Source organism: Neisseria subflava (genome assembly GCF_003044645.1).
GTDB lineage: Bacteria > Pseudomonadota > Gammaproteobacteria > Burkholderiales > Neisseriaceae > Neisseria > Neisseria subflava_B.
In genome coordinates this window covers 176,651-198,388 of the sequence record NZ_POXL01000004.1, presented here as the reverse complement: position 1 = coordinate 198,388, position 21,738 = coordinate 176,651, and the positions used below count along the sequence as shown (strand labels likewise).

19 protein-coding genes are annotated in these 21,738 nt (G+C 46.4%); 7 read left to right on the top strand and 12 right to left on the bottom strand.

Features of this window, described 5'->3' with window-relative positions:
• Positions 1-15: 15 nt before the first annotated feature.
• The 4 genes from tssG to DBY97_RS06190 are packed head-to-tail and all read right to left on the bottom strand — an operon-like array spanning position 16 to position 7,765.
• Positions 16-1,125, bottom strand: a complete 1,110-nt coding sequence (gene tssG, locus DBY97_RS06205; RefSeq protein ID WP_107857822.1) for a type VI secretion system baseplate subunit TssG — start codon at positions 1,123-1,125, stop codon at positions 16-18.
• Positions 1,089-2,855, bottom strand: a complete 1,767-nt coding sequence (tssF, locus tag DBY97_RS06200; RefSeq protein ID WP_049332885.1) for a type VI secretion system baseplate subunit TssF — start codon at positions 2,853-2,855, stop codon at positions 1,089-1,091. Before tssF ends, tssG begins: the two co-directional genes overlap by 37 nt.
• Positions 2,856-2,864: 9 nt before the next feature.
• On the bottom strand, positions 2,865-4,487 hold the full coding sequence (tssA, locus tag DBY97_RS06195; protein WP_234394527.1) for a type VI secretion system protein TssA: 1,623 nt from the start codon (positions 4,485-4,487) through the stop codon (positions 2,865-2,867).
• A 2-nt stretch (positions 4,488-4,489) separates the two neighbouring features.
• Positions 4,490-7,765, bottom strand: coding sequence for an ImcF-related family protein (locus tag DBY97_RS06190; protein ID WP_107857821.1), 3,276 nt, complete (start codon positions 7,763-7,765; stop codon positions 4,490-4,492).
• Between the two features lie 415 nt (positions 7,766-8,180).
• Between DBY97_RS06190 and DBY97_RS06185 the strand changes: the two genes are divergently transcribed.
• The 6 genes from DBY97_RS06185 to cysS all read left to right on the top strand — a co-directional run bounded on the left by DBY97_RS06185 (position 8,181) and on the right by cysS (position 12,782).
• Positions 8,181-8,543 carry a hypothetical protein gene (locus tag DBY97_RS06185; RefSeq protein WP_003681812.1) on the top strand — a complete coding sequence of 121 codons (363 nt, stop codon included), beginning with the start codon at positions 8,181-8,183 and terminating at the stop codon, positions 8,541-8,543.
• Positions 8,543-8,926 (top strand): acyl-CoA thioesterase, encoded by a 384-nt coding sequence (locus tag DBY97_RS06180; RefSeq protein WP_107857820.1) that lies wholly within the window; start codon positions 8,543-8,545, stop codon positions 8,924-8,926. Before DBY97_RS06185 ends, DBY97_RS06180 begins: the two co-directional genes overlap by 1 nt.
• The gene (locus tag DBY97_RS06175; RefSeq protein ID WP_004519060.1) at positions 8,923-9,411 is read left to right on the top strand and encodes a peroxiredoxin family protein; all 489 of its coding nucleotides are present in this window, start codon (positions 8,923-8,925) and stop codon (positions 9,409-9,411) included. Before DBY97_RS06180 ends, DBY97_RS06175 begins: the two co-directional genes overlap by 4 nt.
• Positions 9,412-9,554: 143 nt before the next feature.
• Entirely contained in the window at positions 9,555-10,709 is a 1,155-nt protein-coding gene (gene obgE / locus DBY97_RS06170) for a GTPase ObgE (RefSeq protein WP_107857819.1), read from the top strand.
• Positions 10,710-10,784: 75 nt separating this feature from the next.
• Positions 10,785-11,318 carry a hypothetical protein gene (locus DBY97_RS06165; RefSeq protein ID WP_070873693.1) on the top strand — a complete coding sequence of 178 codons (534 nt, stop codon included), beginning with the start codon at positions 10,785-10,787 and terminating at the stop codon, positions 11,316-11,318.
• A 42-nt stretch (positions 11,319-11,360) separates the two neighbouring features.
• A complete protein-coding gene (gene cysS / locus DBY97_RS06160; protein ID WP_107857818.1) occupies positions 11,361-12,782 on the top strand; it encodes a cysteine--tRNA ligase in 1,422 nt (473 codons plus the stop codon).
• 112 nt (positions 12,783-12,894) lie between these two features.
• Here cysS and DBY97_RS06155 read toward each other — a convergent pair whose 3' ends face one another.
• Complete coding sequence (locus DBY97_RS06155; protein ID WP_107857817.1) at positions 12,895-13,500, bottom strand: nitroreductase family protein; 606 nt, start codon at positions 13,498-13,500, stop codon at positions 12,895-12,897.
• 15 nt (positions 13,501-13,515) lie between these two features.
• Positions 13,516-13,911 (bottom strand): DoxX family protein, encoded by a 396-nt coding sequence (locus DBY97_RS06150; protein ID WP_107857816.1) that lies wholly within the window; start codon positions 13,909-13,911, stop codon positions 13,516-13,518.
• A 128-nt stretch (positions 13,912-14,039) separates the two neighbouring features.
• Between DBY97_RS06150 and DBY97_RS06145 the strand changes: the two genes are divergently transcribed.
• Positions 14,040-14,930: a LysR family transcriptional regulator gene (locus DBY97_RS06145; RefSeq protein WP_107857815.1), complete on the top strand. Its 891-nt coding sequence runs from the start codon at positions 14,040-14,042 to the stop codon at positions 14,928-14,930.
• Between the two features lie 57 nt (positions 14,931-14,987).
• Here DBY97_RS06145 and DBY97_RS06140 read toward each other — a convergent pair whose 3' ends face one another.
• From DBY97_RS06140 to DBY97_RS06115, 6 genes are all read right to left on the bottom strand, one after another.
• Positions 14,988-15,329 carry a hypothetical protein gene (locus DBY97_RS06140; RefSeq protein WP_107857814.1) on the bottom strand — a complete coding sequence of 114 codons (342 nt, stop codon included), beginning with the start codon at positions 15,327-15,329 and terminating at the stop codon, positions 14,988-14,990.
• 198 nt (positions 15,330-15,527) lie between these two features.
• Positions 15,528-17,801 carry a Tex family protein gene (locus DBY97_RS06135; RefSeq protein ID WP_107857813.1) on the bottom strand — a complete coding sequence of 758 codons (2,274 nt, stop codon included), beginning with the start codon at positions 17,799-17,801 and terminating at the stop codon, positions 15,528-15,530.
• A gap of 64 nt (positions 17,802-17,865) precedes the next feature.
• A complete protein-coding gene (locus tag DBY97_RS06130; protein ID WP_036492188.1) occupies positions 17,866-18,516 on the bottom strand; it encodes an ABC transporter ATP-binding protein in 651 nt (216 codons plus the stop codon).
• The gene (locus DBY97_RS06125) at positions 18,513-19,310 is read right to left on the bottom strand and encodes an ABC transporter permease (RefSeq protein ID WP_107857812.1); all 798 of its coding nucleotides are present in this window, start codon (positions 19,308-19,310) and stop codon (positions 18,513-18,515) included. The genes DBY97_RS06130 and DBY97_RS06125 overlap by 4 nt, the downstream gene beginning before the upstream one ends.
• Positions 19,310-20,479: a capsule biosynthesis protein gene (locus DBY97_RS06120; RefSeq protein ID WP_107857811.1), complete on the bottom strand. Its 1,170-nt coding sequence runs from the start codon at positions 20,477-20,479 to the stop codon at positions 19,310-19,312. The genes DBY97_RS06125 and DBY97_RS06120 overlap by 1 nt, the downstream gene beginning before the upstream one ends.
• Before the next feature lie 11 nt (positions 20,480-20,490).
• Complete coding sequence (locus DBY97_RS06115) at positions 20,491-21,666, bottom strand: polysaccharide biosynthesis/export family protein (RefSeq protein ID WP_107857835.1); 1,176 nt, start codon at positions 21,664-21,666, stop codon at positions 20,491-20,493.
• Positions 21,667-21,738: the final 72 nt, after the last annotated feature.

Genomic DNA, 21,738 nt, shown 5'->3' with positions numbered 1-21,738 from the left:
TTCCGTTTTCTTAAATTAGTTTGAATATGTATAGTTCGCTATCTTTATTTGCTTGTCTTGATGCATCGTACCTAAACCGGTATTAATCCCCAACATTTGTTTTTTTGCTAAACGACTTTGAGGTATCCATTGCTTCTTGATGTTTAGGTAAATGCTTGCATCAAAACGGCAACCCAAATAGAGCTTCAATAATTCAAGTAATTTTTGGTGTAATGTTTGTTTTGGTAATAGAAGTTGTGCATTCTCAAATGTATCTGGTGTAATCTCAATACGTATCAGATGACTATGATCTTTTATTCTACTGCCTAAAGATGCACTTCCTCCATCCAATCTCAAACCGGCTTTCCCCAACTCACGATTTTTTTCCAATATTACCCACTGAGGCTGAAATTCTTTTACTGTTACATCTGCAAAAGGTAACAAATATCTAACTATACTGATAATACCTTCTTTTGTTCGGGTGCGCTGATAAAAAACACTGAACAATCCCAAGATTCTGCTATCTAGCAAAGGATGTATAAATTTGCCGTCTACCATCCCCTGCCCAATAAGGTGCAAAAGAGAGCGAGATAAATCATCCTGCCCTTCATTTTGAAACAAAAACGGATAGCGGTATTTTTTCCATGCCTGAAAAAACAGGGTTGTAATTCTATGGTTAAAAATATCCAAAAATGCGGCTAAGCTTTCACTACCGTCTTTATGCGTTGCAATATCGTTCAGGAAATAATCCGGCAAGACAGCATCTACGCCATACAAACCTAAAAATGTTGTCCTTACAGTTGGTAACTCGGCTTCCGCATCATATTCAACCGATGCAATTTCCCCAGAAGGGAAAGATAGAGACTTCACCCTTCTGAATCTTACCATTGACTCTACAGCTTTTTCTTCAGCACCATCGGCAAGCGTTTCCAAAACCCGACAAAATTGGAAAAAATTCATTGTTGCTGCATTGCGTACAATAAACTCTCCCAATTTCTCTTGAAAAATTTCAGATGCTATACCTTCGCGATAAGATTTATTTCTGGGAATCTCCCATAGAGGAAGTGTCTGTCTGCCGTTATTTTCTTTAGCACTTTTATGCGCTGTTTCTAAAACCGTGTGATAGTTGTTTTGCTGTCTTTCCATGTATATGTTTTCCCGGATGGCAGAGAAACTATGCTGAACCGGGTAAATAGGTTCAAATCAGCATACATTGCAAAAAATTCGTTCAATAATTCTCCGAACAAATAAATTTCTGCTTCCCCATTAAATGCAGTTGAATCAAATGTTACTGTAATATGAACTCCACGATGAACTGCACCACGCTCGATTCTTTGTACCGTTTCATGCTTAACGTCAACAATCCCGTTCAATCTGCGCTTATTCAATTCATCTTCGGTCCAATCGTAAATCGACAATGCACCTTTTAAACTATCAACGTTTAGTAATGATAGATAATTTGGTGACAAATGGGACAAGATACGCCATTGAAATCTGTCTTCTGTTGGAGGATAGCATGACAACGTCGGAGTCGTAAGGTTTCTTACCATTTTAATATTGGGCTCGGCTATATCCGTGTCTTGAATCTGGGTTTCCCTCAAACTCTTACGTGGCAAAGCACCATTGGTCCCTACTACTTTTAGAGAAAGTGTTTCAGTAGGCAGAATATCTTTTCTATCCCACAACAATCCTCCAAGCATAATAAATGTTTCATGCTTTCCAGATACTCCTCGTTTTACCTTCGTATGGTAATACCGTTCAGGAGCATCATATTTCATCAACCCACCACGATGTTGGAATGACGAGAAAGGAATATATGAGTAGCGCTTGCCTGTCTCATGATTTACAGCTTCCACTTCATTTACTGAATACACCTCGACTGCCATACCCTCATGCAACAAGGGCTTAACAGGATATTCAAATGCCTTGTGATCCACCCGAATAGGCTCAGCCTCCATGTCAAAGAGGTTAATGGCAGGAACACAGTTTAATTTCAGGCAATCTGGAGGAAATCTAAGCTCTGAAGGATATTGTTTGGATAGAACTACATTAATACTAAACTCATTAATGCGTTCCGACCATTCTTCGGCATCAATACCAATCAAATCAATAAAGAAAAACTTCTGTTTAAAACAAAAATATTCCAATAGTAATTGATATCCACTGAAACTGTTATTTACTTTTTCCCACAATCTCTCATCTTCGGCAAATCCGACGGCCTTAAACCGTATATTACCTCCAGATGGTAGTTCGGCATGATGGATACTAATTTGAGCAGCCTGATTTAACAAGGCATGACGTAATGCAAAAGCAACTGGTTCATCAGCAGAAATATAAATTCTGATTTTAGAAAAATCCAAATTGTCTTTCTGTGTCTGCCTGTGAATACCAAAAGTCAATTTGATGACACTTTGACCATTTGCATCATAATCCAATAACGTATGCAAAATACTCAGGGGCTGGAGTTTAACATCACCTGTAGTTCGGTACAGGCATCTCGTCAACCTGTCATTAATATTAATGGGCTCAGATTGTACGGATAGTCCTTTTTTAACAAGCTGCCCACCCTGCAACTTTTTATCATCTGGAATTAACTCTAAAACAGTCAAAGAAGGAATCATCCTCAGATAATGAGGCCACAGCATATTGACCAAACCCTCAGTCAATTCTGGAAAGTCATCATCAAGTTTTTGTCTGATTCTTCCTGTTAAGAAAGCAAAGCCTTCAAACAATCGCTCCACATAAGGATCGCGTGTACCTACTCTGTCTAAATTCAGCATTGCGGCACGATCAGGGTGAGCTTTTGAAAACTCTAACCCTGCTTCCTTGAGATACCGCATCTCTTCTTCATAATAACGTAATGTGGGATCTGACATAATATATGTTTAATCGATTAATTCTAATGCACGGACAATATCAATCTGCATTAATTCAGTTCGTAAAAATTCAAGTTGCCCAGTAGCTTCCGTATCTTTCTTATCAAAATTTTCATTTAACAGCTGATACCACAAAGCATATACATCAAATGCAAAATGTTTATCCCACTCTTTTACTGTCAAAACCTGCATCTGCCGTGAAGCCTGTTCCAACAGTTTCAATGCCCAATCTGCTTTTTGATTGTTTGCAGCCAAACGGGCCATCATCAGCCACTTTTTAACCTGCCCTGCACCTGACTGCAACTCTGGTAATGTTTCCAACCAAGCAAAAGCAGCATCCAAACCTTGTTCTTGTGTTTTTAACAAAGCCTGTTGCCATTGACTTTCTTGGTTTTCTACCTGAGATGATGATTCTATTACTGCTTTTTGAACTGTTCGGCTACTAGTCTGCTTGCGCATCGATGGCATAACCTTTTGCTCCAACCACGTAAGCGTATCGGCTGAAACAAACGGAAATCCGTTATCAAAACTTAATCCAGTCAAGCCATCACATCTGGTCAGTAATGATTTTAGCTCAAATAATGATGAGTCAACCTGGGAAAGATATAAACCACCCAAAGCCTGCTGTCCTTGCCACGCGTAATATTGCAAATCGAGCCAATACTGATTAGCGCCTTCTAAAAAAGCCGCTTCTACTCTATCAAGCAAATCCCGCCATTGCTGCTCATTAACCAAACGATTTAAAGTTGCCAATAAATCTGTCCTTGGAGCTTTCAAACGAGTCTGACCATTTTGATGAGGCGGGATACCATTTAGCCCACCCCAACGTACAGCGCGAATCATCTTATATGCAGGCCAATATCCATCATCCTGCTCTCTTAAATAGGCGGCATTAATCCTAACTTGATCGAGTAAGGCTTTAGAAGAGTTAACTTGAGTGACAGCTAAACTTTCAGACGGCCTCTGACTCTCTTGACGAATCTGTGGTACAACTTCCTGGTCAATAGGTGTACTAACTTCCTGACTTTGACTTGTACTTGTCTGAGGTGATGAAAAACGAACAGATGACTCTTCAAAATATTGCAATAACGGAAACAGGCTGGGACGTACTGATTCTTCCCATCCCTCAAGATAATGCTGCAACGACATTAACGCCGATAATGTCCGCTTAAGGTCTACCGAATTAGATAATTCAGTCCCTTTGAGAGTATCCAACACTCTTTCCCCAGACAGCCAATTTAATGCATTGCGTTTTTGTACCGGCTTTTTCGGCCATAGTGATTGATCAAATTTTTGCAGCAATCCACATAAAATTTCCAAACCATCTGAAAAACCTGCCAACCCCCTATCTCGCAAAGCGGCAAAAATATAATAAGTTGCTACTCTCAAGTCTTTAGATTGACGTTTTAACAAGCGTTCAGAAGCATCCAAAATCAATCGGCAATCAATACCTGAAAGTTTGGCCAATTCAATTTTAATAGCCTCAAAATCATCGGCATATGCAACATCCTCGCCACAAGGGTGGCCGTCTGAAACAGGTTCTAGCCACTCTTGCCAGCGATGAATATTGTTATCGGTGATTGATGTACCCTCATCACCAAGTATCGGCTTTACCCATTGGGGTAATGTCATGATTATTTAACCTCAAAAATCTTATTCGGCAGATGGATATTCTTCAGTTCCAACAATCCCAAAGGTCCTTTACCGGAATTAGTTCTCATATAGAACCTCATCAATTTGTCTTTTTCCAATGGGAATTCGACTAAATAAGTGCCACTGTCAATCGGTGTAACCCTAGATTTTTCAAGCATACGGATAAAACCGAAGCGACCACTAATTTCTTGAGTCTTACGCATACCTTCTGCCTCAGTTTCCCAAGAAATGCGAAGACCGGCATTGCTGACATCACCAGGCCATTTAAATGTCTTCCACTCTGTTTGTTGGTTGAAATAATCTAAAGACTGGCCGTCGATAATTAAATTATACTGAACAATACCTTGAGTAGATGTCGGCTTCAGCTCAAAGCTATAACCACCCTCTCCGTTAACAAAGAAATCTTCAGAAATAGCACTCAATTTATTCAATTGTTGCAGCAATCCCGGATTAACTTTCAATTCACTTCCGGGCGCAACAATCCATTGGTTACCTTGTTTGGTTAAAACACCTGCCAATTGGGTTGTGACAAACTGATTAAGTGCACCTTTGTTAACATCCAAATATTTTGCCAATACCGGAATCGAAACTTCGATTTCTGATCGAGCAAATGGATATCTGCCACCCAGTTCAGACTGCATAGGATTGACAAAATTGCTTGCCCACAAATTATTGATGTCTTTTTGAGCAACACCGGCAATTGAATCCCATACGGAATTAAACGGTAATACAAAAACATTTCGTGCAAACGGCAACAATCTGTCACCCACACCGGCCTCAATTAAACGTGCGTACTGTATGCCGTCGAGGAACTCATTATCACCACCGTTTAAAACACCTTGCACAGCTGTTCTTGCCGCACCTCCAGTATCAGAGGATGCTGTCATTTGAATCAAACGCTGCTTCACAGTAGTTACACGTTCAAGGTAACGCTGCAGGCTCAAATCACTCTTTGGATTAATTTGTGCATCAATCAATTGCAACAGAGTTTCAAATTCTGCTTCCAACGGCCCTGCCAGATAATCATTTACCTTATCTTCCAAAGCATTAATATTTTCAGATTGAGAATTCAATACCGCATCTGCAACCTTACGCGAACGAGTAGACAGTTGTCTTGCGGCTACACGTTTTGCTGCATCTGCAACAGCAGGATTGACATCAACCTTCTTGCTATCCAGCTGACTGCTTTCTTTCACTGCATTAAATAATGCCACCAATGGCGAACGTTGAGGATCCGCATAGACGTGAAGCTGATTGACTGCATCCAAGCTGGTTGTTCTCGGTTGCCATGTAATGCTGTTCATCATGTTATACCAAGCGGTAGCATATTCCTTAAAGTAACGTTCTTTCAGGCTATTGATTGCTGCTTCTGTTACCGAAGCTTGGTACACATTACCGCCCAATACCCAATCATTGCTCTTGCTGTCTTTAATTGCCTGCTCTAATCCCGGCTTAATATATTTTTCCCAACCCTCAACCGTATATATACGCGGCAAAGGTTTTCCAACATTCCAAATACCTTTCAAATCCTTATTAAGCAATTTGTCTAAGGTAATGGTTTGCAATTTGGCATTCGTACCCTGAATAATGCGTTTATACAATTGCTCACTGCCTTGGTCGCGATTGATCCAGTCCACCAAGACCTGACGGCTTCTTGATACCAATTCAGTTTGTTCAGGCTCTGCCAAATTATTTTTCTGTGACATACGCGACACAAAAAATTGTGCCAACGTTTGCGCATCTTTTGCCGCCACATTTTGCGTCGTCAACATCTGCGTCAATTTGGTTACTAAGAATTCCGCATCTTTTGTGCCTTTTGTTTTCTCAACATGAGACGTCAGCATCAAATATGCTTTCAAATCTTGATAAGCACTATCCTGAAGTTCAAAATCATCAGGAATTCTGCCTTCCAACATTACCAATTCATCTAACTTGTTCTCAAAAAAGGCAGTAGCAGGACGGCTGATAACATCTTTTGCCAAATTATTATATTTACGGTAAGCAACAGCCAAGAGCTCTTGTCGATGCTCATACCCCAAAAACTTAACTGCATATTGTGAGAAGCTTCGACGAGACTCCAAATCTGTAATATCTTGTTGCAATCGAATAAGTGTAGCTACTTTCTCTGCACGAGATCTTACTTTCTGTACGCTTTCAAAATCGGTCTTCAAACGGCTGAGTTCTTGATAGCTACTATATGCACTGACTGCAAACGCACCACCGACAAACAAGGCAACTGCACTTAAGCCCAAATAAATTTTTTCCGTTTTAGAAAAACGCAGTTTCTTTCCGGAACCCAAAACAGATAAATCGTTGAATGCACGGAAAATCAAATCTCCTGATTGTTCAGGTTGATTTGATTGGATAAAAGAAATACCTGCAACAGTATCCAGTTTTCCTAATCCCCGCTTTTCTGCAGCAATATAATCAGCCAACGCCTGAGTTTGTGACGGCAGTTTGGCGGACAATTTCGCAATGGGTGTTTGTTCTAAATCTGCTTCAATCAATCGTGTACCCACAGCTGCCAACCGATTAGCAAATTGATCCAACTCTTTCATCAACTCTGCTGAAGATACTGTTGAACCATATTTCAAAGCATGACTGACTGCTGATGGCATTTCATTGGCATCATTTACAAAATGAACTTGATTAATTGGAAGTTTCCAGCCAAGTTTTTTCATTAACTCAAGCAGTTGAGCGGTATTTTCCTGAACTGAAAACTCTCCTTGAAGCTCAACAATACCTTCTGCAGGACGTTTTCCCACACCCCTCAGATACTGCCAACCATTCGCAGGTTCCATTGCCTGAGCATCTATCCAAATCGCAGAAGCCGTTTCTACCCAAAGTTGCGGGCGAATATTAGGCAAAACTCTATCCAAGAGCATTGGTTCTTGGGTTACAACGAAAATCCAAGGCTTACGATGTTTTTTATATTGTCTAGTCAATAAGTAAATATGGCGTAGCTGCTCCCAACGTTCCGCTATACCAATCAGAGTTGAAGACTCTCCATTATCCCCACTTAAATCTTCAGGATTTAAATGTTTCAAACCGGAGTATTTATCGGAGCTCCTAGCCCAAAAAAATCTCGTAATCAAAGGAGTAAGGAGTATCAATGAGATCACCATTGATACACATGCCCAGACCACAATTTTTGCAATAGTCGACGTAATGCCAAGATTTTGGCCAAAAAAGTATAATAGGATTGCGCTGATGGCACTTCCAATAAAGATGATTACCCCTGTTGTAATAGGCTTCATAGTAGAGTTTTCTCGAAAAAGATAAGGGATGGATTATAATAGGATATTTCCTCTCCGTCATTATTACATATAAATCTTATTTGAATAAATATTCATTTAACCCAATATTTATCTCCACCTTTCAATGTTGCTTCAACCTCTGACTCATAAAAACTATTCGCTAGTCGCACATACAATCAACCAAACCTACACTCCTTCCGAAACTATCAAAGTTATATTCAAAACTTGATATTTTCTCCTCATACCATATAGATACAGAAAATAACCGTGTTGTTTACACAACAGATTTAGGAAACAAACCCTATCTGGCTATACCTTATACCGTATTTTTTCAGACGGCCTTTATCCCCCAAAAGATAGCCAGTCCACCACCTTTGCTATATCATTCAACTATACAGAAACCAAGGAAAACACCATGTACGAAGTCAACCGCAGCGTCTTCCTGCTTATCCCCCTCGATCCTTTTTGGAACTGGCTGAAATCCCTGCCCGGCAATCACCTAGACGGCCTGACACTTGAAGATATCCAAGCCGATGCCAATTCCTACCTCGTTCGCCCGTGCGAAACCGCCGACGAAGTATGGGACGAAATCGAAGCGCGTTTTGAAGATATTTTTGCTGCAGAATTGGCTGACTGGTGCGAAGACGAAAGCGAATGGCCGGATTTGGATGCTGACATTTTCAACGAATGGTTCGACATCCAACTCTCCACCGTGATTACCGACCTTGAACACGAACCAATCGCACGCGAAGAGTTCCAACCCATCAATCTCAACTGATGAAACTGACCGTCCGCAACTACCACCTCGACGGCTACGGCCACGTCAACAATGCGCGCTATCTCGAATTTCTCGAAGAAGCGCGCTGGACGTTTTTTCAAGAGCATGAGCTTCTGTCCGAACTCAAAGGCATCATGCTCGTTGTTGCACGCGTTGATATCCGCTATCGCCGCCCGTCGCTTGAAGGCGATGTCTTGACCTTTACAGGCCGTCTGAAAGACATCGGCACACGCCACATCATCCTCAGCCAAACCGCGACTCTGCCCAACGGCAAAGCCGCCATCGAAGCTGAAGTTACCCTTATGCCCGTCAGCAGCGAAAGCGGCCGCAGCATCAGCGTTCCCCCAACCTTAGCACACGCCATTCAAAACCTCGAATTATGAAAAAAATACTCACACTCCTTGTCGTTGCCACAATTGGCGCGCTTCTTGCCTTTGTCCTTATCCCCAGCAACAAAGCCGCCCCTGATTTCGCCCTGCCCGACCTGCAAGGCAAAACCATTACCAACGCCGATTTGAAAGACAAAGTTACCCTCATTAACTTCTGGTTTCCCTCCTGCCCCGGCTGCGTGAGCGAGATGCCTAAAATCATCAAAACCGCCCAAGATTATCAAGGCAAAAATTTCCAAGTCCTCGGCATTGCCCAGCCCATCGACCCTATTGAGAGCGTCCATCAGTACGTCAAAGAATACGGCCTTCCCTTCACCGTCATGTACGATGCCGACAAAACTGCCGCAAAAGCCTTTGGCACACAGGTTTACCCGACTTCTGTCCTGATTGACAAAAACGGTAACATCCTCAAAACCTACGTTGGCGAACCCAATTTCACCCAACTCTATCAAGAAATCGACCAAGCCCTCGCCCAATAAATCCAAGGCCGTCTGAAACCATATTTCAGACGGCCTAAAACCGAAATATCCTTTATAATAAGCAACATTTTATCCGTTCAGACACCAAACTCCTCTATCAACAAAGGTCGTCTGAAACAACCGAATACCCATAAGAGAACATCATGAAATTTATCGACGAAGCAAAAATCGAAGTCGCCGCAGGCAAAGGCGGTAATGGCGCAACCAGTTTCCGCCGCGAAAAATTCGTGCCCCGCGGCGGCCCTGACGGCGGCGACGGTGGCAAAGGCGGCAGCGTTTGGGCAGAAGCCGACGAAAACACCAACACCCTCGTCGAATACCGCTTCGTCAAACGCTACCAAGCCAAAAACGGCGAAAAAGGCCACGGCTCCGACCGCTACGGCGCAGGTGCGGACGACATCGTCCTCAAAATGCCCGTCGGCACCCTTATCCGCGACCTCGACACCGACGAAATCATCGCCGACCTTACCTACCACGGCCAGCGCGTCTGCCTTGCCAAAGGCGGCAAAGGCGGCTTGGGCAACATCCACTTCAAATCGTCCGTCAACCGCGCGCCCAAACAATCCACCCCCGGCGAAGAAGGCGAGACCCGCTCCCTGCAACTCGAGCTTAAAGTCCTCGCCGATGTCGGCTTGTTAGGCATGCCCAACGCCGGTAAATCCACCCTGATTACCGCCGTATCCGCCGCACGTCCCAAAATCGCCAACTACCCCTTCACCACCCTGCATCCGAATTTAGGCGTCGTGCGCATCGACGAAAACCACAGCTTCGTCATGGCCGACATCCCCGGCCTGATTGAAGGCGCGGCAGAAGGCGCAGGCCTCGGCCATCGTTTCCTCAAACACTTATCACGCACCGGTCTGCTGCTGCACGTCGTCGATTTGGCGCCCTTCGACGAAACCGTCAATCCAGCAGAAGAAGCCCTTGCCATCATCAACGAATTGCGCAAATACGATGAAGAACTTTACGGCAAACCACGCTGGCTCGTGCTGAACAAACTCGACATGCTCGACGAAGAAGAAGCCCAAGCGCGTAGCGCCGCCTTCCTCGAAGCCATCGGCTGGGACTATCCGAAACCAGACGACCGCTTCCAATTCGATATGGAAACTCCGCGCCTCTTCCAAATCAGCGCCCTGACCCACCAAGGCACACAGGAATTGGTACACCAAATCAACCAATACCTGACCGAGAAAAAACGCATTGAAGCTGAAAAAGGCGAAGCGGAGCAAGCAACCGCAAATGTTGAGATTGCCGAGCAACAGCCTAAAACCGATACAGGCGTGTTTAAGCCGGAATAAAAAATTTCAGACGACCTTTGTTTGATAAAGAGGTCGTCTGAATATAATATTGATACAATATTGCGGATATTTCCTATGTATAAGATTCATAAAGATTTTAATTTTCTAAAAAATTTACTAACTGAATTTTTATCTCAGCCTGACTTAATTGAGCGCTTCCAAATCATGAAACAAACAAAAATTTCTGGTTGGGAAACTTGGTTTCAAATTGAACTAGCGATATTTTTACAACAACATGAAAATGTTGCTGAATGGGAGCGTGAATCACGGCATTCTCTAGATAAAAGAAAAAAAGACTACCGAAATAATATATCAATTGATTTTTATATCAGGCAAAAATATGCACAAGAATCAATCCCCTTAGAAATTAAACAAAATGAAGTTGCTCGAACATGCATTAGAAACATGATTAATGACATCGAGAAATTTAGAAGCATAAGACGTTCAAGTCTAAGAACAGGAAGAGAACCATGGTGTTTGGGCATTCATAACAAAGTAACTGAAAAAACTATTCGAGATTATCTAATCGACTATGAACTTAATTATCTTGAAAACTGTCTTTGGATACATGAGATTCCTGATACAGAATATATGGTTACATTATTTTAATCTCGTCTCTAAATTTCATAAATTATCTATTGAATAGAGCCTATGACCACCATCTACAACACCCTTACCCGCCAAAAAGAACCCTTCACCCCCATCGATCCTAAAAACGTGCGTATGTACGTTTGCGGCATGACTGTTTACGACTATTGCCACTTGGGTCACGCCCGCGTGATGGTCGTGTTCGACATGATTGCCCGCTGGTTGCGCGAGTGCGGCTATCCGCTTACTTATGTGCGCAATATCACTGATATCGACGACAAAATCATCGCCCGTGCGGCTGAAAACGGCGAAACCATCAGCGAACTGACCGCGCGTTTCATTCAGGCTATGCACGAAGATGCCGATGCTTTGGGTGTGTTGCGTCCGGATATTGAGCCGAAGGCGACGGAAAACATCCCGCAAATGATTGCCATGATTGAGACCCTGATTCAAAACGGCAAAGCATACCCTGCCGCAAACGGCGACGTTTACTACGCCGTGCGCGAGTTTTCTGCTTACGGTCAATTGTCGGGCAAATCGTTGGACGACCTGCGCGCAGGTGAGCGTGTAGAAGTGGACGGTTTCAAACGCGATCCGCTTGATTTTGTATTGTGGAAAGCGGCCAAAGCAGGCGAGCCGGCATGGGAAAGCCCGTGGGGTAACGGCCGTCCGGGTTGGCATATTGAATGCTCGGCCATGAGTGAAAACCTGTTCGGCGATACTTTCGATATTCACGGCGGCGGCGCGGATTTGCAATTCCCGCACCACGAAAACGAAATCGCCCAAAGTGTCGGCGCGACAGGCCATACCTGCGGACATGACCACGCGCAAACCCACCACGGTCAAAGCATCGCCAGCCACGTCAAATACTGGCTGCACAACGGCTTCATCCGTGTGGACGGCGAAAAAATGTCCAAATCGTTGGGCAACTTCTTTACCATCCGCGAAGTGTTGAAACAATACGACCCTGAAGTCGTGCGTTTCTTCATTCTGCGCGCCCACTACCGCAGCCCGTTGAACTACTCCGACGCGCATTTGGACGACGCAAAAGGTGCGCTGACCCGTCTGTACACTACATTGAAAAACACACCAGCGGCTGAGTTTGATTTATCTGAAAACGCCAATGACTACACCCGCCGCTTCTACACCGCCATGAACGACGATTTCGGTACGGTCGAAGCAGTTGCCGTGTTGTTTGAGCTGGCAGGCGAAGTGAACAAAACCAATGATGCGCACCTTGCCGGCTGCCTGAAAGCCTTGGGCGGCATCATCGGCCTGCTGCAACGCGATCCGATTGAGTTTCTGCAAGGCGGCGCGGTTTCAGACGGCCTGTCCAACGAGGAAATCGACGATTTGATCGCCCGCCGCAAACAGGCACGCGCGGATAAAAACTGGGCGGAATCCGACCGCATCCGCGACCTTCTGAACGAACACAAAATCATTCTGGAAGACAACGCTGGCGGTACGACTTGGCGTCGCGGTTGATTTCATGGCATAGATAAAAGGCCGTCTGAAACTGTTTTCAGACGGCCTTTTTAATTTTGGTATTTCAAAAAGGGCGCAAACATTACGCCCTTGGTTTAAAAAATCATTTCATTTATGCGCCGAATACTTTCAGACGGCCTTCGATTGGTTGGAAGGCTTTTTCACCGGCTGAAGCCGCGATACCGCCAATCACCATTTGCGCACGCAACAACCAGCTTTCCGGCAAGTTCCATTCTTTGGCAATGGCCGCATCAGGCAGCGGATTGTAGTGTTGCAGATTGGCGCCGATACCGGCAGCCGCCAATGTTGTCCATACAGCATATTGAACCATGGCATTTGCCTGATCCGCCCAGATCGGGAAGTTGGCCGCATAAGATGGGAACTGCTCTTGCAAGCCTTTGACAACATCTTGATCTTCAAAGAACAAAACTGTCGCCGCGCCTGCTTTAAACAAGTTCAGTTTTTGCGCAGTGGCTTCAAACTGCTCGGCAGGAACAATTGCACGCAAAGCTTCTTCGACAAAATGCCACACTTTAGCATGTTCTTCGCCAAACAATACAACCACTCGGGCAGATTGCGAATTGAAAGAAGACGGCGTATGCAAAACGGCGTGTTCGATGATTTTGGTTACTTCCTCATTGGACAGTGGTAGGGTGTTGTTCAATGCATAGATAGAACGACGGGTTTCAGCAGCTTGTTGCAAAACAGAATAAGTCATGATCTTTTCCTTAAATTAATCTTTATCTTTACCAAAAACGTTATCCAAAGCCCACGCTCCGCCACCGGCTACTGCCAGGTACAAAAACACGAAGCAGAACAAAACGGCAGATTCGCCATGGTTGGCCAATGGGAACAAAACATCACCAGAAGACGCGTGCGCCATAAAGTAGGCGGCTGCCATCTGACCAGACAAAACAAACGCGGCCGGACGGGTGAACAGGCCCAATATCAATAAGATACCGCCGACAATTTCCAAAATACCGGCCACCAGCATCAAACCTTCAGGCGCGCCGCCCATGGACATCGGAAAACTGAAAAACTTGGCCGTACCATGCAGCAAAAACAAATACGCCGCAACAATACGCAAGACAGACAATACAACAGGTTGGAATGATTTGAGGGTTGACATCTTCATAATCCTTATTTTAATGGCTACCTGAAAGAGGTAGGGAGCAATTTCAATAAGTGCAGTATAGATAATTCCCAGTAAGAGATATATACTCAAATTATTGATACAACGTTTCCTAATAAGAAATCATGGACACCCTGTTCAGCCTGAAAGTTTTCCGCCAAGTTGTTCAAAGCGGCAGTTTTACCCGTGCCGCCGATCAGCTCGACATCTCCACCGCCATGGCCAGCAAACACGTCAGCCATCTGGAAAACACCATTCAAGCCAAGCTCTTACACCGCAACAGCCGCAACCTCCACCTGACCGAAGCAGGCGAAGAATACTACCGTCAATGCAGCTACGCGCTGGATACCTTGGACACCGCCGCCCAAAAAGCGGCAGGCGGTACCGACACGCCGCAAGGTATGTTGCGCGTTACCATGCCCCTATGGTTTGCAGGCGGCAATATGAGCGCATGGCTAGCAGAATACCGCCAGCGTTATCCCAAAGTCACGCTTGACCTTGTCCTCGACAACCGCCATATCGACCTTATCGCCGAAGGTTTCGACCTCGCCTTGCGCGTTTCCAAAACCCCCTCCCCTTCGCTGATCGTCAAACCGCTGGCCAAAATCGAATTCGTCCTGCTTGCCGCTCCCGACTATCTGGCCCGACACGGCACACCCGATACGCCCGAAGCCGTCATGCAGCATCAAACCATCCTGCCTTCCTATACCAGCCAACAAAACTGGGAAATTGCCCACCGCCACACCGGAGAAAAAGCCATTCTCCATCTCTCCCCGGTTATCCGCAGCGACAACACGCTGATGATCCGCGAGCTGATTAAAGCAGGTGCAGGCATAGGCTATCAGCCCCTTTGGGCGGTTCAGCAGGAATTGAAGGATGGTACATTGATCCAACTCCTGCCCGATTACACCATCTGGACAGACCAACTGAACGCCACTTATGTCGACAGGGCATTTCTCAGTGCGAAAGTGCGCAGCTTTATCGACTTTCTCAATGAAAAAATATCGGAAGGATAAACATCAAGGCCGTCTGAAACACTTTTCAGACGGCCTTTAATCAAAGCAACAACCCAATCAATAATTGGTCGAGCAGAACTGTTCGCGTTTGTCCGCATCGGCGGCATAGCATGTCAAACCCATGCCTGACGCATTGCTGTTGTTCGCTTTCGCACCCGGTTTCTTGTTCACCAAAACCTTACCGTTTTTTCCGATTTCAACGGTCACGCCTTTGCCGTTTTTCAACTTCCATTTCAACACTTGCGCATCGGCACTTTGGCACTTGCTGACTGTACAACCGCCTTCTGTCGCGACGTTGCCGTTTTTATAAATCACGCACTGCTGCTGGCTGTCGGTACAGGCCGCATACGCAGCAACGGAGAAACAGGAAATCAGCGCAGCAAACAAAATAGGTTTCATGGTTTGAACTCCTAAGGTTGTGATGATGGGTTTGTGATATTTGGAACTATACGCTTATTTGCAGATACCTACTACAAAATGTATCGGTAACATTCAACGGGCGCATCACTATCCACTCCACCAATTATCTCATTCGCCCCATACGATAAAGGCCGTCTGAACATCATTTTTCAGACGGCCTTTAATTGATTTTCTACCTTACCGCTTCAGCTTCGCAAACGCATCTGCCATTGCCGAATTGGTCGGGGCGCGGTCGTTACGTTGTGGTCTGCGGTCGCGGCGTTCTTGATGTCGGGTTTCAGACGGCCTGTTGCTTTTGGCGGCACTGCCCGGTTCGTCATCCAAACGCATGGTTAACGCAATGCGTTTTCTGGCAGCATCGACTTCCAGCACTTTCACTTTCACTACGTCGCCGGCTTTCACCACTTCGCGCGGGTCTTGGACGAATTTATTGGATAAGGCAGAGATGTGTACCAAACCGTCCTGATGGACGCCGATGTCCACGAACGCGCCGAAGTTGGCGACGTTGGAAACCACGCCTTCGAGTATCATGCCGACTTGCAAGTCGCTGATTTCGTGGATGCCTTCGGCGAATGAGGCCGTCTGAAACTCGCCGCGCGGGTCGCGGCCGGGTTTTTCCAGTTCGGACAGGATGTCCAAAATGGTCGGCAGGCCGAAGCGTTCGTCGGTGAAGTCGGACGCTTTGATTTGCTTCACGCGCTCGCGGTTGCTGATGAGTTCGGCGGCGGTAATGCCTTGTTGCGCCAGCATTTTGGCGACGATGGGATAGGCTTCGGGGTGGACGGCGCTCGCATCCAGCGGCTCTTTGCCGCCGTTAATCCGCAAAAAGCCCGCCGCCTGCTCGAAGGTTTTTTCGCCCAAACGCGGCACTTTCAGCAATTTTTTGCGGCTGTCAAACGCGCCGTTTTCATCGCGGTAAGCGACGATGTTTTGGGCAAGGGTTTGATTCAAACCGGAAATCCGCGCCAAGAGCGGGGCGGAGGCGGTGTTCACATCCACGCCGACGGCGTTCACGCAATCTTCAACCACTGCGTCCAGCGATTTGGCGAGCTGGCTTTGGTTTACGTCGTGCTGATACTGGCCCACGCCGATGGATTTGGGGTCGATTTTGACCAACTCGGCGAGCGGGTCTTGCAGCCTGCGGGCAATGGACACCGCGCCGCGCAGGGAAACGTCCAAGTCGGGGAACTCGCGTGCCGCCAGTTCGGACGCGGAATAAATCGATGCGCCGGCTTCGGAAACGACGATTTTGTGCAGGCTGTTTTCGGGCATTCCGCGCACCAGTTCGCCCGCGATTTTGTCGGTTTCGCGGCTGGCGGTGCCGTTGCCGATGGCGATGAGCTTCACGCCGTGTTGTTTAATCAGGCGCGACAGCGTTGCCAACATATTGTTTTCTTGATGCAAATAGACGATGACCGTATCCAGCAGCTTGCCCGTGTCGTCCACTACGGCGCATTTCACGCCGTTGCGGTAGCCAGGGTCGAGACCCAAAGTGGTCAGCCGTCCGGCAGGCGCGGCGAGCAGCAAGTCTTTGAGATTGCGGGCGAACACGGTAATCGCGTCGGTGTCGGCGGCTTCTTTCAGACGGCCTAAGGCTTCAAGTTCCAACGACAAAAAGATTTTCGCGCGCCAAGTCAGGCGCACGGTGTCGCGCAGCCATTTGTGGCCGTCTGAAACCTTGAAGCGGCGGGCGATGAGTTGCTCGTATTTGCTTTGCTGCGTAATAGGCGTATCGTCGGGCTGGTATTTGAGCGCGATGTTCAACACGCCTTCGTTGCGGCCACGCAAAACCGCTAGCGCACGATGGCTGGGCATCGCACGAATAGGTTCACGATGGTCGAAATAATCGCTGAATTTTTCGCCTTCGGTTTCTTTGCCTTCAACGACTTGCGCGTGGATTTCAGCTTCATTCCACAACTTGTCGCGCAGCGTGCCAATGAGTTCCGCATCTTCGGCAAACTGCTCCATCAGAATCGCATGCGCGCCGTCCAGCGCGGCTTTGGTATCTGGAACATTTTCGTTCAGGTAGCCTTGCGCGGCGGCTTCCACGTCCTGCGGCTGCTCGGCAAGCAACACGTCCGCCAGCGGCTGCAAACCGTGTTCACGCGCGATTTGCGCTTTGGTGCGGCGTTTGGGCTTGTAGGGCAGATACAGGTCTTCCAGCGCGGTTTTGTTGTCGGCGGCTTCGATTTGCGCTTTGAGGTCGTCTGAAAGCTTACCTTGCTCTTCAATGCTTTTTAAAACAACGGCTTTGCGCTCCTCCAACTCGCGCAGATATTGCAACCGCTCGGCAAGCTGACGCAGCTGCGTATCATCCAGCCCGCCTGTGGCTTCTTTACGGTAACGCGCGATAAACGGCACGGTCGCGCCGTCGTCTAAAAGCTCAATAGCGGCATTAATTTGCGCGGCCGTAGCCGAAAGTTCTTGGGAAAGAATTTGAGTAATGTTCATCAATAGAATTCCAACGGACAGGCCGTCTGAAATTTCAGACGGCCTGATTTAAAAAACAATCGCTTTAAGGCAGCGAATTATAATATTCGTAGGCTTTGTCCATGTCTTCAAACTGGTGCATATGTCCTTTTTCCAGCACCATCGCATTATCGCAATATTGCTTCATGGCGCTGTGGCTGTGTGACACCAAGATGATGGAACGGTCTTTGCGCTTTTCAAACAACTCGTACTTACATTTATCGGCAAAGCGCGAGTCACCAACTGCAATCACTTCGTCAATCAGATAGCAGTCAAACTCTACCGCCAACGACAAAGCAAATGCCAAACGCGCCTTCATACCTGAAGAATAACGCTTAACCGGCTCGTAAAGATACTGACCCAGCTCGGAAAACTCTTCGGTAAAGTTCTTCACATAATCGATATCGACATTGTAAATCCGACAGATGAAACGCAAATTGTCCATACCGGTCAGACTGCCTTGAAACGCACCGGAGAATGCCAAAGGCCAAGAAATACTCATCGTCCGCTTGATTTCACCCGTGGTCGGCGGCTCAACGCCGCTGATCAAACGGATAAGCGTCGATTTACCTGCACCGTTGCGGCCGAGAATACCGATTTTCTCGCCCTTCTCCATTTTGAAGTTGATATCGTGCAAGACTGTCCGCCAACCTTGGCGGGTCAGATAGCGCTTGGAAACGTGTTCAACTGAAATCATTGCGGCTCAACCCCTTTGCTGAATCTCGCCACCATCGCCAAACCAAGCAGCAGCAAAACCAAGTTACACAACAAAATATACCAAGGATTTCCGTAAGTCGTAACGCTGTTACCAAAATATCCGGCACGGAACATTTCTGTACCATGCACCATCGGAATCATCAGTACATAGTGTTGCAACTGCTGAGGCAGGTTGTGTACGAAGAAAAACACGCCGGACAAAGGCATCATCACAAAACTAATGGTACTCCAAACCTTGCCAAACGGCTCAAAGTGAAACGCCACCGAACAGATGACCAGCCCCAATCCAACGGCAAACATTGCCATCAAAAGCCAAGCCAACAACATATAGAAAATATCTGCCGGTACATCAATCCAGCCGATGAGGACCAATGCAAACATAATCACAACCTGAGCAATAGTAGCACCGGCAATCTCTAACAACATACGCGCAAAAATGGTATCTAAAACGCGTACATTTCGGTGATACAGCAGGCTTGTGTTGGCCGCAATCGAACCGATAGCGCGATTAGAGGCATTACGCCACATCATCATCATCGGATAGCCTGTCAGCGTGAATGCCACGATATTCAAAGCCGACACGTTGTTCATACGGAAGAATTTCCACATCAACACCATAACCAAAGTCAGCAGCAAAGGTTCGACAAACAACCACAAAAAACCAATGTTATTACGACCGTAGCGAGTAATAATTTCACGCATTAAGAGTGCGCCGATTACCCTTTTTTGGATAAGCAACGACTCCAAAAACGATGTTTTATGTAGCTCTTTCATCAGTTTTTATGCTCACGGATACTTGCAGACAGCAACACGGCAATGCCATAGACAATCAAACCGATGACAAACGTTGCCACGATGTTGTACAAACGGTTTGGCTCATGTGCCAAGTCAGGTTTGTTCGGCTGGGAAATCACTTCCAAATACAATTGCTGGCGATCTGCTTCCGCTTTTGCACTTTCCAAAGAAGTCATCGCCGCAGCCAATTGTTTTTCGGCCAATTCGTTTTCCAAATACACGCGTTGATATTCCGCCGCCTGATTGGACAACGAACCCTCGCCACCGCCGGAAATCGCTTTCATTTGTTGCGAGATTTCTTTACGCAAGCTCTTCTCGCGCGCAATCAAACCTGGAATTTGCGGGTTTTCAGGCGTAACGGCTTTTACCTGGTCAAGCTGGGTTTGAATGACAATCAACTCGTCCTGCAATTTAGACACCAAACCCATTTGCACATCGGATTGCGCCTTCAAGTCAAAAATACCGTTGGACACACGGAATTTTGTCAATTGGGCAGAAGCCTCTTTAACTTGTTCTTCAGCCGAATTGACCACTTCTTGAGCATAACGAATCGTATCCTGACGCGCACGTTCGTTCAGCTGGTTGATCAATACCTCACCTTGTTTGAGCAAAGCATCATTGATCTTTTGAGATTCACCGGCATTGAACGATGTAACGCTCAAATTGGAAATGCCTGAGACAGAGTCAAAATGGATGGATACCTTATCTCGGTAGTATTGATAAAACGCCTCATCCTCGCCACGCAGGCCAAAACCATTAAAACGGCTGAAAATATCGCCTTCTTTTTCATAAAAATCACGCACGGGCATTTTCTTACGCAACGCATCCAAAGCCGAACGCGACTGCATATATTCCTGCACGGTATAAATATCGTCTTGAGCACGAGAAAAACCAGACCCCTGCAAAATGGCGCCCAAGCCGTTCAAAGACGATTGGCTCTTAGGAGAACGCACCACAAAGCTGGACTGGGATGTAAACTGATCAGAAGCAAATAGCCCGTAATACACACCGGAACACAAAGTCGGCACGATAACCGTTACCCAAAGCAACGGATTAATCTTACGCAACCAAGACTTCTTGGCCTTTTTCTTTTCGGGAGCCGGTTGTTCCGGTTTCACATCCACATTTGCAGAAACTTGTTCAGACATTATTTTCCCCATCAGTTCGTTAAATTATTAATACTGCTCGCACCGCTAACCACCGGTGAGAACACAAATGACAAGAACTTACGTACTTCAGCCAACGGCGCATTCGATACGTACACCACGTCCTTATCCTTCACAGGGAAACGCTGCATCCAAAACATAGAATTCGCATCTGTCAGATTCAAACGGTAGACCACAGGAATTTCCGCGCGATCGCCATAACCTTTTTCGGCCCATTTAGATTGTTTTTCCGGCGGCAACTCAGACAAAGGCGCATAACGGAATACAAATACGCCGCGTGCATCTGCACTATAATCCTGCAGCCCGCCCATACGTCCCACAGCCTCGGCCAAAGACAAGCCCTTCACAGAAAAACCAATCTGCTGTGCGCGACCGACAGCACCCATAGAAGTAAATGTGCTTGGGTTTGTAATCATTGTGACTACATCACCGCGGCGTAACAAAATATTTTGACGCGGATGCGCCACCAAATCTTCCAGAGCAATCGTTCTCACAACATTACCACGTGTCAGCTGTACGTTCGTATCTTGTACATTCGCAGTCGAACCGCCCACAGCAGCCACCGCATCCAACACACGCTCGCCTGCAGCCGTCAAAGGCATACGCACACTGTTACCCGCGCGGATAACCGATACATTCGCCGCATTGTTTTGCACCATGCGCACCATTACCTGCGGCTGGTTCGCCATTTTTTTCAGACGGCCTTTAATGATGTTTTGCACCTGAACCGGTGTTTTACCAAGGACAGATACATCGCCGATAAACGGCACAGAAATCGTGCCTGAAGAGCTGACCATCTGTTCAGGCAGCTTCGTTTGCTGCGCATTACCCGAACCGGTAGACGACAAAGCCCCGCCGAACAACACAGCCGGAGGAGCTTCCCAAATCGTAATGTCCAACATATCACCGACGTCAATGGCACCGACAGAAGCATAGCCCTCTCCCAGCTGGGCCAAGGATTGACCCACTTGAGCTTGATAAAGAGAAGCAGCCACATCAGCATTAACATCTACTAATTCCACATCGGGAATATTTGCCTCACTCTGTTGCCCCAAAGCAACAACTTTACCAGTACTTGGGCCGGAAGCAGGGAGTAGACTACATGCTGACAACACTGTACTGAACATCAGCAACATCCCGCGCTGAGCAAAAAATTTAGCTTTAAACACAGATAAAATCCTAATATACTTGGAATTCAATTCCATCATTATAACATCTGAAAATCAATTTAGGCCGTCTGA